This window comes from Anaerobranca gottschalkii DSM 13577 (assembly GCF_900111575.1).
GTDB lineage: Bacteria > Bacillota > Proteinivoracia > Proteinivoracales > Proteinivoracaceae > Anaerobranca > Anaerobranca gottschalkii.
The window spans coordinates 1-13,403 of sequence record NZ_FOIF01000053.1; the positions used below are offsets into that span (position 1 = coordinate 1).

The following is a 13,403-nucleotide window of genomic DNA, read 5'->3' on the forward strand; positions in this document are numbered from 1 at the left end:
AAATCAAGACGAATCCATAGAGGTCTATTTAGGTCTAATAATGGCACTTTAATAAATGCAGATTTAAATGGAGCATATCAAATAATGAAAAAAGTATTCCCCAATGTATTTTCCGAGGGGATAGAGGGTGTGGGGTTACACCCAATCAGAGTAAACATAGCTTAAGCTGTGTTGACTGATAAATAATTTTGTTAAAATATTTAATTATTTTTATTGATTTTAATAAAAATTAATAACCTAATGTGACACAATAGACAAATAAATCAGACCCCATTCTAACTAATTGGGGTCTGTTCCATTTTAGGTGGCTTAGGGCCATAATATTGGTAATATTGGGTTTCAATGTTACCATTGTATAATTTCCTTCGCTTTGTAGCTTCTTTGCCAAACAAAGTTTCAAAACCCTTATGGGATGTTAAAATATAATAAGACCAAGTAGGTAGGTTTTCAGTAAAAATTTTCCCAATTTCTTTATATAATTTTTCTACTTCTTTCCTTTCACTTAACCTTTCTCCATAAGGGGGATTTGTTACAATGTAACCATACTTTTTTGCTGAGCTAAGTTCTTGTACTGGTCGGACTTGAAAATGGATATCTTCTTCTAAAAAGGCATTTTCCCCATGATGTCTTGCCAATTTAATAGCTTTATTACTGATATCGTAACCTGCTATGGAGAGTTTACGGTGGTATTGGGCTAAATCATGGGTCTCTTTCCTAGCATCCCTCCATAGAGCTTTGTCTATATTACCCCAGGTTTCTGATACAAATTCCCGATTCATCCCCGGGGCTATGTTTTTACCAATCATAGCTGCTTCTATAGGAATAGTACCAGATCCACAAAAAGGATCTATTAAAGGTCGCTCCCAATTCCAATTAGTTAACATTATCATTCCCGCCGCCAAAGTTTCTTTGAGGGGTGCTTGATAAGCTAAGTCCCGGTATCCCCTTTTATGCAAACCGGCACCGGTGGTATCTATAGTTAAAGTAGCTATATCCTTTAAAAGGGCTACTTCTATTTTATACATAGGTCCGTCTTCAGTAAACCATTGCATCTTATACTTTTCTTTCATATGTTCCACTATAGCTTTTTTTGTGATAGCTTGACAGTCAGAAATACTGAATAGTTTAGATTTAACGGATTTTCCTTCAACGGGAAAACAAGCATTTTTAGGTAACCAATCACTCCAGGGAAGGGCTTTTACCCCTTGAAATAGTTCTTCAAAGGTGGTAGCTTTAAATTCCCCCAATTTTAACTTAACCCTATCAGCTGTCCTCAACCAGAGATTTGTTCTACATATTCCTAATAAATCTGATTTAAAGGTAATTTTCCCATCCTCTACCTTAACATCTTCGTATCCTAACCCTTTTACTTCTTTAGCTACTAAAGCTTCTAAGCCAAAAGTTGCTGTGGCAATTAGTTCAACCTTCACAAAATCAACTCCTTATGCTAACTATATATTAACTATATCTTACCACATTTTTCCCTTGAATACTAATATATTATACCTTCTAAAACAACCGGTTCACCGGGCAATAAGTTTCCTGAAACAGTGTTAGGAGCAATTATAATTCCATCGTATTTTCTTAAAGGTTTATCTTTAACCTGCCCTACCCAAAAATCTTGAACTTTTTTTAGATTAAATTTATCATAATTTCCAGTTGCTGAATCTAATAAATATGCAGTATAACTTTCTCCATTAGGAAATAACTCCCTAGGATGGGGTAAATTAGCTGTAAAAACTACTAAGTCATTGGTAGTCTTTCTTATAAAAGCTACTCCTGAAGCATTAGCTACTTTTCCAGTACTATTTAATACAACCTCTGTATATTCCTGTCTCCTTTTATCTTTATCTTCCCTTGTAGGTACACAAATTATTTGTCCTTCATAAATTATATCTGGATCCTTTATTTGACCATTCATTTCAATTAACCTATTTAACGGGACTTTGTATTTCTTAGCTATTATAAATAAACTTTCTTCTTTTGTGATTATGTGTAATTTCCCTGAGCATCCTTGTGGAACTGGCATTTTTCCTCCATTAGACTTTTGGGCTTTTTTCAAACCTTTCACTGACAACACCCCCTATTTCATTGTATTTAAGAGGGTAAAAAAGGTGACAAATGTTTAGAGATTTTGATATAATATATTCCATTAAAGGGAAAAAGGAAGGATAGAAATGGAAGAAAGATTATCATTTAAAGATGCAATCATTGTAGCCCTTTATGCTGGAGAAATAATGCTAAGAAATGGTGCAGAAACTTATAGGGTAGAGGAAACCATGTGTTATATTTTAAAGGCATTAGGGGTTAACTATACCGAAAGCTTTGTAACACCAACTGGTATATTTTTGTCTTGTGATAACCCTGAAGATAAAAATCCCTATTCTGTTATCAAACGGATAAAGAATAGAAGCTTAAATTTACAAAAAGTATCGGAAGTTAACAACTTTTCCCGGAAAATTGTAGCAGGTGAAATCCCTTTAAAAGAGGCTATGAGTATTTTACGACAAATAGATAAAGCTCCTGGGTACAACAGAGTACTCAGAGCTTTTTCTGCCAGCCTATTAGCCGCTTCTTTTTCTATGCTTTTAGGAGGAACTAAATTTGACTTTTTACCAGCCTTTATTACCAGTTTAGCAGTTCAAGGTACTGTATTGAACTTTGAAAAAAACAGTTTTTCTTATTTCCTTACTAATATAGCCGGTGGTTTTGTAGCAGCGGTTATGGCTATTCTCTTTTCAGAGTTTGGTTGGGGAAATAGTATCGATAAAACTATTATCGGTTCTATCATGACATTGGTACCCGGTGTTGCCATCACTAATGCAGTAAGGGATAGTATCTCCGGTGATTTAATGTCAGGAACTGCTAGAGCCGCTGAAGCATTTTTAGTAGCTATTGCCATAGCTTCTGGAGTGGGTATCGCTTTAAAATTTTGGATAGATATTTTTTAGGAGTGATTAGGTTGTTAATAGAGAACTTTATTTTTTCCCTATTAGCTACGTGGGGTTATTGTGTCGTGTTTAATGTACCTAAAAGGTTTTTGCTTTTATCTTCTTTAGGGGGAGCCTTTGGTTGGATGGGCTATATCACTTTAAATTCCAATGGTACAGCCCCTGTTACCGCAGCCTTTGCAGGGGCTGCTATTGTAGCTATTTGGGGCGAAATTCTTTCTGTTAAACTGAAGGATATTGTTACATTGTTCTTTATCCCCGGGATAGTCCCACTGGTACCGGGAGCAGGAATGTATTATACCATGTTAGCTATAATTGAAAAGGATTTTGCTAAAGCAGCAATTGTAGGGAGTGAGACACTATTTGTCGCCGGTGCCATTGCCAGCGGTTTAATCACTGTATCCTCTATTTCTAGAATTATCCGAGGCAAAAAATAAAGGGCCTAAATCAGCCCTTTATTTTTTTACCTACAGCTGCTAGATAAATTACAAACTCATTTTCACCATCTAAGTCTAACAAGTTATTTGTAAGGTCATCATTAAATGCTGCTATTGCACAAGCTCCACATTCAATAGCTTCAGCTGCTAAATATAGGTTTTGGCAAACATGACCTGCATCTAAATGAACATAACGATAAGCCCTTTCGCCATAGCGATAGCTGGTTCTATAAATATCAACAGTCCAAATAAAGGTAACTGCTGATGTCCCCACAAAGGGCTGTCCTAAACAGGCAGCTACCATTTGTTCTTTTATCTCTTCCTGTAATTTAAAAGATACTAAAGTATGGGAAATGGCATTATATCGATACAATCCCCCTTTTATATTTTCCACATTATTAATTAAAAGATATGTATGAAATGGATGTCTGGCTCCAGCAGAAGGGACTGTCCTTAAAGTAGCTTTTTCATTTTTACTGATAACTCCTTGGGTATTCCACAATAAATAAGCTAGTTCTTCTAAAGTTAAAGGTACAGTAGAATATTTCCTTAAACTTCTCCTGCTGGAAATTACATCATTTAAAGTCACTTCTTTTTTATGGAAATTTTTAGGCAGTTTAATAACTTCCCCTTCACAATATTCTTTTTCTAAAGGTGGTTGAGGTTCACCCTTTTGCTGATCACTTTCCCCTAAATACTGATACTTGGTGTATTCCATAAATAATTTCCCTATATCCTTCAAGCTGATCACTCCTTTCTCTTCTATTCAGTTAATTTTCTAACATGTTTTTTAAAGTTATTATTAGATAATAGGAGAATGGTTAATCCTCCTAAAAGAAAAGCCATTATTTCAAAAATCCCAAATTTTAAAGGGATCACTGCCCTAGTCGATGCCAAAATTAAACCGGTTAAACTCATCATAGTTAAAGATCTGTGGTTATTTAATAAGTAAGAAAGGATCCATGAAAAAGAAAACAAACCTCCTAATGCCCCTAAGCCGTAAAAGAATAATACTAAAATTTCGAAATCCTTTACTGCTTCTAACACCCCACCATAAAGGCCTAAAATTATTAATAAAGTTGCTCCACTTATCCCAGGTAAAATCATAGCCACACTGCTAATGAACCCTGCTAGGAATAATTGAATATTGGAAACACTATTACCACTTACCTCTTCTACAGAATAACTCCATAAAAATAAACCTAAAATAAAGAATATAAGTAAAGCTAGTATACCTGGTAAATTAAAGGTTTTAACTTCCCCTAAAGTAACTTTTGTAGATAAAAGGACAAGGCCTAATAAAAAGGAGATAGTAATGTTGTGGTACTGTTCTAATAAAAAGGTTATAAAACCAGAACCTAACCAAATTCCTATAAGGGAACCTAAAAGAACAGGGAACAAAAATCTAATATTTAAAGATTTTATCCCTAAAATGATTCGGTCATACAAACCAAGGATCAAGGCTACTGTTCCACCACTGACTCCCGGCAGTGTCAGTGATAGACCAATGGGAATTCCCCTAAAAAAAATACTAAACCATTTTTTCATAACGATGATTGTCACTCCTAGTATTAGTCCTTATGGTATTTTTATAAAGTGAGGTTGCATTTTATCGAAAGTTGTTAGGTATTTAAAGCCGATATCTTTTAAAAGTTCATATGTATAAGCAAAACGATACCCCAATGTATTGTCTCCGTGGCTGTCAGAGCCTAAGGTGATAATCTCTCCACCTAGTTCTTTATAGAAAGTCAGTAAATCCTTAGATGGCAAAGGGCTATTTAAATTATACCTAAATCCCGAAGTATTTACCTCTAATCCCCTACCATTATAAATAATTTTTTTAAAGATACTCTCTATTATATCAAAATTATCTTTAAATACTCTATCAAAGGGGTAGTCTACATGCCTTTTTAATAAGTCAAAATGGGCTAATACACTAAAAACAGCTCCCTTTTCGATACAGTAAAAAAGTTCGGAGAAGTATTTCTGGTAAGCTTCTTTAGGACTATTATCCTTTAGTAAATCCCCTAAATAAACATCTTTATTTTCTACAGTATGAAGGGAACATAAAATAAAATCAAAATCTCCATCTAAGATAAATTTATTGCACTTGTCTAAGATATGGGGCTGAAATCCCATTTCAACACCTTTTTTAATAGAAATTTTATCTTTATATATCTTTTGCAATCTTGTAATTTCTTTACTGTAATCGACATTATCAAATTCAATAATAACATTGGGAATAGCTGCTTCATAATCAATATGATCAGTAAAACAAATTTCTTTTATTCCTAATGTTATACCTTTTTTAATAATGGTTTCCATTTCAACATGACAGTCATCGGAAAAACTGCTGTGTACATGATAATCCCACATTCTTCGTCACTCTCCATCTTCATCATCTAATATCTCTAATAAATATTCCCAACCTTTTTCATGAACTTCAATATTCAAATTATTTTTCATTATATATTCTGATAGCTCAATTTTTAATAATGCCCTTTCAAAGCCTTCCCGGCATTTTTCCAAATCCACCGGTTCTCCTGTAGCTAAATACCAAGCTCTGCTATTTTCAAAAATACCATCATTGGCCATTATGAAAATCTTTTCATTATCTACAAAGGAACCTGGAGCTACATGGGGTGCTAAAGAAGCAAAACCAGAGATTGTATTTAGTAAATCTTGACCAAAAAAACTATCTTTCCTTAAGGAAATCCCTAATAGGTTTGCCATAGTAGGGAAAAAATCTACTTGTCCACCAACTGTTATAACTTCCCCTTGAATATCCTCACCAGGCAAATGGATAATTAGTGGAACATTGTACATTTCCCTTTCATCATAGGGTTTTTGCAAAAATTCTGTAAGGACTTCATAGGTTTTTTCATCCCTCATATCTAACCCCTTGTGGTCACCGTAGATTACTATAATGGAATTTTCATATAATCCTTCCTCTTTTAACAGTTCTAAAAACATACCAATTTGAGTGTCTAGGTATCTGATTGTTTGTAAGTAATAATCTAAAACTGTGTCTTGATATTCTTCAGGAATTGCCAATTCTTTGTATTCTTCCGGCAAATAAAAGGGATGATGGGAAGTCACTGTAATATAAAAAGAATAGAAGGGTTGAGGTAATTCTTTAAGGTAATTTATTGACTGTCTAAACAGCTCTCCATCACTAAGACCTAAGCCTATGGTTTCCCCTTCATCAAAATCTTCTAAACCGATAAACCTTTCAATACCCTGTGCAGGATAAATATTTTCCCTGTTCCAAAAATAGCGGTAATTTCCGTGAAAGGCAATGGTGCTATATCCCCTACTCTGCAAAGAGGAAGGAAGGGTAATAAAGTCATTATTTTCGTAGGCTTTATAACTATATACCCTAGAAGAGGGGTAAAATCCGGTGTTTGAGATAAATTCACAATCAGAAGTATTACCCCAGGCCACTTGTTCAAAATAATTACTGAAGTAAAAAGAATTATTTTTTATCAATTCATTCAATACTGGAGTAATATACTCTCCATTAATTTTTTTATTAATAACAAAATTTTGTATTGATTCAGCTTGGATAACAATAACATTTTTACCTTGGGCTAAACCAAAGTAGTTATTCTTTTCTATCTTAGTATTTTCTATCAGTTCAAATAATGCTTCCACATGACGCCTGTTAATAGTAGTACGATCAATAAAACTTAAAAGGTCATAAATATGGTAGTTTATTACACCTAAATTGTAAGGTGTAAAATAATTATCTGTTACCTTTGAAATGTAAAAATTAAAGGAACCTACTAAAAGCATTAATATTAATAAAAAGACTAAAACTTTTCTTTTACTTAAAAATTTTTCAATATTTTGGTTCAAAACTCCCTTCTTCCTTAAGATAATTATAATGAGTAAATCTAAGAAAAATAAAAAATATAAGGGGTTTAATAGTTGAAAAATACTTTCCGAAACCGGTCCTAATTGTCCTATCTGATAAATACTATGGGCTGGAACTAATGTATAAAAATGATTATAGTACATCATATCAATAAAAAAAATAACTGAAATTAAAAAGTTAACAACCAGTAACTTTCTCAAAAAATTTTTCCTACTAAATAAATACACTAAAGAAAAAATCCCTAAAACTATAATAAAATTATTACCTGTTAGTATAAAAAACTTCTCTATATTCATATTTAAATGTAAAACTAAAATCTTCAATAATATAGCTAAACTAGAAATAATTAAAACTAACAAAGGTAAAACCTCCCCATAACTTTTTCCCACACCCATAATATTATTTATTTCTATATTAGAGAAGGATTTCCTTTATAGTTTATGAAAATTTAATATTTTATTTTAATACTTTTGTTCCAAAAAGGATGTGGATAGGAATAACAGCCAAAATTAAGATAAATAGCATGATGTGGACTGGAAAAAGAAATTTAAAGCCTAAAATCATGGCCACACCTGTTAAGACAGAAAGGCTAACAAGTAATAGTAACATCGTTGAAGTAACTTTAACTCCTTTTCTTTTTATCTTGTTAGATATAGACCTAGTAAAAGTAAAGTAAAGTAGTTTCCCTTTAATTGTTATCAGTACCAATATTATAGGTATAATAAAAATGAATATACCGCTTATAATGTGAAATTTAACCACATTTATTCCTTTTAACATCATAATACCTGTTATCACATTACTTAAGATAAACAAAGCGTGGATAAAGTGAACAACCTTAAACAATTTGTTATATCTCACCATAAAAACACCTCCATATCATAAAATATGGAGGTACCTTAGTAAAAATAACTACTAATTTTAGTTATAGCCATAAATTTTCTTAAGTTTTTTTCCCCTTAATAAGATTAACTGTTTCTATAGGAATGTAGACTAATCTTCCCTTTACCCGCAAGCTATTCATTAAAGATATTTTTTCTACAGTAAATTTAAAGGGGGAAAAGGGGATATCTAACGCTCCTTCCTTTAACACCACTTCTCTACCTAAAGTAATGTGGGGTTTAAACTCTCTATTATCTAAACTAAAACCCTCTTTAGTTAAGTTTTGGGCCAAAATCTGCTGTAAAGTTAAAAGTTCTTGGCTCTCTTCAAGTCCAGCCCAAACAATATCTTTGTTTCCCCTTTTAAAATTCCCTAGACCCTTTATTACTAATGAAAACTCCTTTTCCCCCTCAAAACTTGTATGTAATATTTCCCTTAAAACCTTTTCTCTCCTTTCATCTACTTCACCGATAAAAGCCAATGTTAAATGGAGATTATCGATAAATGAGAAATTACCCTTTATAGAGTTATTTTTTATAGTCCCTTGAATTTTAGCCAAAAATTCTTTGGCCCCTTGTGGCAATTGGACAGCGTAAAATAACCTCATAAAATCCTCCTTTCTTCAAGTCTTTCAATTAGTATAGCCTATAAATATCTAACTGTCACCATACTAAAAGATACTCACCCTCTAAAAAAGAGTGAGTATCTTAATTTATATTCTTTCTTTAGGGGTATAAGATGTGTGTAAAAGTTTATGGGCTTTTTCACTATAAGGCTTTCCAAAATATTCTTCATACATCTTCAGTACCGCTGGATTTAGGTGGGATTTTCTCAACCTTTTATTTTTATCTTCTTCATATATTGCCCTTTGCCTTGCTTTAATTACTTCATCGTTTCCATAGTGGTATGGTTGACCTCCACCACCAATACAACCACCGGGACAAGCCATTATTTCAATGGCATGGTATTTAGATTTTCCTTCTCTAATTTCTTCCAATAATTTTCTAGCATTTCCTAAACCATGGGCTATCCCTATATTCAGCTCCATACCATCCACTTGAACCTTGGCCTCTCTAAGCCCTTCTAAACCCCTTAGTTCTTTGTATTCAACTTGTTCTAAGCTTTTACCGGTTTTCCATTCATGAATAGTCCTAATAGCTGCTTCTATTACCCCACCAGTAGTACCAAAGATTACCGATGCTCCAGTAGTTTCTCCCAAGGGATGATCAAAATCTTCATCGGGGAGTTTATCAAAATCTATCCCCGCTTCTTTAAACATCATAGCTAATTCTCTAGTTGTAATAACAATATCGACATTATTTCTATGATCAATTGCTAACTCGGTCCTAGCAGCTTCTGCTTTTTTAGCAATACAGGGCATTACCGATACTACAACTATATCATCGGGATCGATAGAGTGTTTTTCAGCAAAATAGGTTTTGATAATTGTCCCTACCATAATATGGGGTGACTTACAAGTTGATGGAATATCTACTAATTCTGGAAATTGGTGTTCGATGAAACTTACCCAAGCAGGACAGCAGCTGGTTAACATAGGTAGGGTACCGCCATTTTCTAAGCGATCTAATAATTCACTGGCTTCTTCTAAGATAGTGACATCTGCTCCAAAATCTGTATCAAAAACTTTATTGAAACCTAAACGGCGTAGTCCTGCCGCCAACTTACCTGTAACTATTGTGCCAGGTTTCATTCCAAATAATTCCCCTATTGCAACCCTAATAGCAGGGGCTGTTTGCACCACCACATACTTTCTAGGATTTCTTAGGGCTTCCCAAACTTTAGGAACATGGTTTACTTCCGTTAAAGCTGCCGTTGGACAGACGGCGACACAAGCTCCACAGTAAGTACAAGAGGTCTCTGCCATCGGTAAGTTAAAGGCTGGTCCTACCACTGTTTTAAATCCCCTGTTTAATGCTGATAAAATACCACAGGTCTGGACTAAGTTACATGCTGTTTCACACCGACGACATAAAATACATTTATCTTGGTTTTTTATTAAAGCTTTACTAGATGTATCTAAGTGGTATCTTGTAGTTTCCCCTGAATAATGTATTTCTCTAACCCCTAGCTGATGGGCTAAGGCTTGCAATTCACATTGCAGGTTTTTTTGACAAATCAAACAATCGGTAGGGTGATTAGATAATAGAAGTTCTACTGATAATCGCCTTGCTGTAATAGCCTTTAAAGTATCTGTTCTAATTACCATTCCATCATTTACTGGAGTGGCACAGGCTGGAGCAAGTTTAGGACTTCCTTCTACTTCCACCATACATACCCGACAAGAAGCGGTCCTGTTTACCATTTTTAAATCATGAAGATCTAAATGACATAGGGTAGGTATTTTTACCCCTGCCTCCACTGCAGCGTTAAGTATCGTATATTCTCTTGGTACCGTTACTTTCTTATCATTAATAGTAACTGTAACTTTATCTGCCATTTTTACACCACCTAAACTAGACTAATGTTTTCCATTGCTTTTTTTATTCCCGGTTAAACCTTGACAAACCCCTGCAGGACAATGTTTGTTTTTTACATGTTCTAAATATTCTTGTCGGAAAAACTTTAAAGTGCTGAGGACTGGATTGGGAGAAGTTTGACCTAAACCACATAGTGAACTACTTTTTATCATTTCTCCTAGCTCCACTAACCTATCTAAATCTTCTTCTGTACCCTTACCCTCAGTAATTTTATTTAGTATTTCATGGAGCCTTTTGTTCCCTATACGACAAGGGGTACATTTTCCACAGGACTCTTCTTCGGTGAACTCTAGATAAAATTTGGCGATATTGACCATACAATCATCTTCATCCATTACGATCATTCCCCCAGAGCCCATCATGGAACCAATGGAATTTAAGCTTTCATAATCTATGGGAATGTCTAGGTTTTGTTCAGGTATACAACCACCGGAAGGCCCTCCAGTTTGAACTGCCTTTATCCGTTTGTTACCTCTAATACCTCCTCCAACATCGTAGATGATTTCCCGCAAAGTAATCCCCATTGGTACTTCCACTAAACCGACGTTATTTACTTTGCCTGCTAAAGCAAATACTTTTGTTCCTTTACTTTTCTCCGTTCCTATGCTGGAATACCAATTGGCACCTCTTAAGATAATTGGCGGTATATTAGCAAAGGTTTCAACATTGTTGACACAAGTGGGTTTATCGTAAAGACCACTTTCTGCTGGAAAAGGTGGTTTTGCGTTAGGTTCACCCCTACCCCCTTCAATTGAGTTAATTAATGCTGTTTCTTCACCACAGACAAAGGCACCTGCCCCTAGCTTTATATCGATATCAAAGGAGAACTCAGTTCCAAAAATATTTTTCCCTAATAAGCCATATTCCCTGGCTTGTTTAATTGCAATTTTTAACCTTTCTATAGCCAGTGGATATTCCGCCCGAATATAGATATAACCTTTGTTAGCTCCGATAGCATACCCTGCAATGGCCATAGCTTCCAATACACTGTGGGGGTCCCCTTCTAATATACTTCGGTCCATAAATGCTCCAGGATCCCCTTCATCGGCATTACAGACTATATATTTTTGATGGCTTTTATTTCGATAAGTAAGTTCCCATTTTAGGCCAGTTGAGAATCCGCCACCTCCCCTTCCCCTTAATCCACTATCCTTTACAACTTGGATAACTTCTTCAGGGGTCATCTCTGTCAACACTTTTCCTAATGCTTCATAACCATCTAAAGCAATATATTCTTCAATATTTTCCGGATCAATTAACCCACAATTTCTTAGAGCTATCCTCATCTGTTTTTTATAAAAAGGCATGTTTTCCTGAAACATTATTTTTTCTTCTTTATTTGGTTCTTTAAATAACAACCTTTGGACAATTCTACCTTTTATTACATGTTCTTCTACAATAGTTTTGGCATCTTTGGGGGAGACTTCTACATAGAAGACATTGTCTGGTAATACTTTAACAATAGGACCTTTTTCACAGAAACCAAAACAACCGGTTTTTACTACCTGCACCTCTTCTTTATAACCTTTTTTATCTATAATAACTTCTAAAAAGTTGGCTAATTTACTACTTTCTTGAGACTCACAACCTGTACCACCACAAACCAATAAATGCATTCTCCCTTTGTTCATCAGATCACCTCCAACTACAATTTAAGATTATTAACTATTTCTTTTCCTTTTTCTACATTTACTTTTGTATAAATCTCTGGTTCTTTATCTGGATATATAACCTTTACTATAGGTTCTTCATAACAATTTCCTAAACAACCAACTTGAATTAAGCTAACTCCATCTAACTTTTTTTTATTAATTTCGTCTAAAATCCCTAAAAATACATCCCTTGCCCCTGATGCTATACCACAGGTACCCATACCTACATGGATTCTAACCTTTGCCCCTTCAGGAGCATTCCGCAATTTTAAGTTTTCTAAAGCCTTTTCCTTTAGCTCCCGCAACTCTTTTAAAGATTTCACTGAACATCTTTCCTTTCATGTTTTGCTAGTATTTGATCAAGTTCTTCAACCTTCACCCTTCCGTAAACCTTTTCTCCAACAATTACTACTGGTGCCAATCCACAGGCCCCTACACACCTCACTGCATTTAAAGTAAACTTTCCATCTTCAGTAGTTTGTCCTGCCTTAATTCCTAACTTTTCTTCAAAGTCAGCCATAATTTTATCTGCCCCTTTAACAAAACAGGCTGTTCCAGTACAAATATTAATTATTACTTCCCCTGGCGGTTTATCATTGAAGTAATTATAAAAACTTACTACTCCGTATACCTTCGCTCCCGGAACACCTAATTTTCTGGCTACAAAGAGTTGAACATCCCTAGGCAAGTAACCGAAAAGTTCCTGGGCTTTATGTAATACCGATATCAATGCCCCTTCCCTTTCTTCTAAACTATCGATATATTCTTCCAACTCTTGAAACTTTTCCTTAGGAAGTTCCCTTTCTAAGTTATTTTTAGGCTGTAAAACTGTTTTTTCCACTTTCCCTATCCCCTTTCTGGTATAAAATATCCTAAACTATCTATTAGTATTGCTTTTAGTTGTTAAGTATATGCAACTTATTTTAACCTAAAAGGGCACCTTTTATCAGGTGCCCTTCAGTTTTTAGACAAAGTCATTTTTTAAAAGGCTGTAGTAATTAAACATTCTACAAAGTTTTGCGTCGAGATTTAAGGCTTCTATCTAAAAGGAAGAAGGGTACCGCTCTAATTCGCCGTCCATGGCTCAATAGAGCTTTCGGAACGTC

Annotated in this window: 13 protein-coding genes and 1 pseudogene; 2 read left to right on the forward strand and 12 right to left on the reverse strand. The window is 34.5% G+C overall.

Annotated elements, in window-relative coordinates; all coding sequences use genetic code 11:
- Positions 1-275: 275 nt before the first annotated feature.
- Positions 276-1,430: a THUMP domain-containing class I SAM-dependent RNA methyltransferase gene (locus BMX60_RS09930; protein WP_091351316.1), complete on the reverse strand. Its 1,155-nt coding sequence runs from the start codon at positions 1,428-1,430 to the stop codon at positions 276-278.
- A 62-nt stretch (positions 1,431-1,492) separates the two neighbouring features.
- The gene (locus tag BMX60_RS09935; protein ID WP_091351317.1) at positions 1,493-2,071 is read right to left on the reverse strand and encodes a LysM peptidoglycan-binding domain-containing protein; all 579 of its coding nucleotides are present in this window, start codon (positions 2,069-2,071) and stop codon (positions 1,493-1,495) included.
- A gap of 106 nt (positions 2,072-2,177) precedes the next feature.
- On the opposite strand from BMX60_RS09935, the gene BMX60_RS09940 reads away from it, so the two are divergent.
- Entirely contained in the window at positions 2,178-2,951 is a 774-nt protein-coding gene (locus BMX60_RS09940) for a threonine/serine exporter family protein (RefSeq protein WP_091351318.1), read from the forward strand.
- An 11-nt stretch (positions 2,952-2,962) separates the two neighbouring features.
- Positions 2,963-3,388: a threonine/serine exporter family protein gene (locus BMX60_RS09945; protein WP_091351319.1), complete on the forward strand. Its 426-nt coding sequence runs from the start codon at positions 2,963-2,965 to the stop codon at positions 3,386-3,388.
- Between the two features lie 10 nt (positions 3,389-3,398).
- Here BMX60_RS09945 and BMX60_RS09950 read toward each other — a convergent pair whose 3' ends face one another.
- The 10 genes and pseudogenes from BMX60_RS09950 to nuoE form a co-directional block, all read right to left on the reverse strand.
- A complete protein-coding gene (locus tag BMX60_RS09950; RefSeq protein WP_341423332.1) occupies positions 3,399-4,130 on the reverse strand; it encodes a SagB/ThcOx family dehydrogenase in 732 nt (243 codons plus the stop codon).
- A 20-nt stretch (positions 4,131-4,150) separates the two neighbouring features.
- Positions 4,151-4,936 carry a DUF368 domain-containing protein gene (locus BMX60_RS09955; protein ID WP_091351320.1) on the reverse strand — a complete coding sequence of 262 codons (786 nt, stop codon included), beginning with the start codon at positions 4,934-4,936 and terminating at the stop codon, positions 4,151-4,153.
- Positions 4,937-4,966: 30 nt separating this feature from the next.
- Positions 4,967-5,764: a histidinol-phosphatase HisJ family protein gene (locus BMX60_RS09960; RefSeq protein ID WP_091351321.1), complete on the reverse strand. Its 798-nt coding sequence runs from the start codon at positions 5,762-5,764 to the stop codon at positions 4,967-4,969.
- Between the two features lie 6 nt (positions 5,765-5,770).
- A complete protein-coding gene (locus tag BMX60_RS09965) occupies positions 5,771-7,624 on the reverse strand; it encodes an LTA synthase family protein (RefSeq protein WP_177159774.1) in 1,854 nt (617 codons plus the stop codon).
- A gap of 97 nt (positions 7,625-7,721) precedes the next feature.
- A complete protein-coding gene (locus BMX60_RS09970; RefSeq protein WP_091351323.1) occupies positions 7,722-8,129 on the reverse strand; it encodes a hypothetical protein in 408 nt (135 codons plus the stop codon).
- Positions 8,130-8,208: 79 nt separating this feature from the next.
- Positions 8,209-8,754, reverse strand: coding sequence for an RNA 2',3'-cyclic phosphodiesterase (gene thpR, locus BMX60_RS09975; RefSeq protein WP_091351324.1), 546 nt, complete (start codon positions 8,752-8,754; stop codon positions 8,209-8,211).
- Positions 8,755-8,859: 105 nt separating this feature from the next.
- Entirely contained in the window at positions 8,860-10,605 is a 1,746-nt protein-coding gene (locus tag BMX60_RS09980; RefSeq protein WP_091351325.1) for an NADH-dependent [FeFe] hydrogenase, group A6, read from the reverse strand.
- A gap of 54 nt (positions 10,606-10,659) precedes the next feature.
- A pseudogene (gene nuoF / locus BMX60_RS09985) lies at positions 10,660-12,276 on the reverse strand (NADH-quinone oxidoreductase subunit NuoF); the annotation flags it as partial.
- Between the two features lie 14 nt (positions 12,277-12,290).
- A complete protein-coding gene (locus tag BMX60_RS09990; protein ID WP_091351327.1) occupies positions 12,291-12,620 on the reverse strand; it encodes a (2Fe-2S) ferredoxin domain-containing protein in 330 nt (109 codons plus the stop codon).
- Positions 12,617-13,138, reverse strand: a complete 522-nt coding sequence (gene nuoE / locus BMX60_RS09995) for an NADH-quinone oxidoreductase subunit NuoE (protein ID WP_242945760.1) — start codon at positions 13,136-13,138, stop codon at positions 12,617-12,619. The genes BMX60_RS09990 and nuoE overlap by 4 nt, the downstream gene beginning before the upstream one ends.
- Positions 13,139-13,403 lie beyond the last annotated feature (265 nt).

Excerpts from the sequence above, each read along its gene's own strand:
- BMX60_RS09970 (WP_091351323.1), bottom strand. The coding sequence starts at position 8,129 with ATGGTGAGATATAACAAATTGTTTAAGGTTGTTCACTTTATCCACGCT.
- BMX60_RS09955 (WP_091351320.1), bottom strand. The coding sequence starts at position 4,936 with ATGAAAAAATGGTTTAGTATTTTTTTTAGGGGAATTCCCATTGGTCTA.
- thpR (WP_091351324.1), bottom strand. The coding sequence starts at position 8,754 with ATGAGGTTATTTTACGCTGTCCAATTGCCACAAGGGGCCAAAGAATTT.
- BMX60_RS09940 (WP_091351318.1), top strand. The coding sequence starts at position 2,178 with ATGGAAGAAAGATTATCATTTAAAGATGCAATCATTGTAGCCCTTTAT.
- BMX60_RS09960 (WP_091351321.1), bottom strand. The coding sequence starts at position 5,764 with ATGTGGGATTATCATGTACACAGCAGTTTTTCCGATGACTGTCATGTT.
- BMX60_RS09980 (WP_091351325.1), bottom strand. The coding sequence starts at position 10,605 with ATGGCAGATAAAGTTACAGTTACTATTAATGATAAGAAAGTAACGGTA.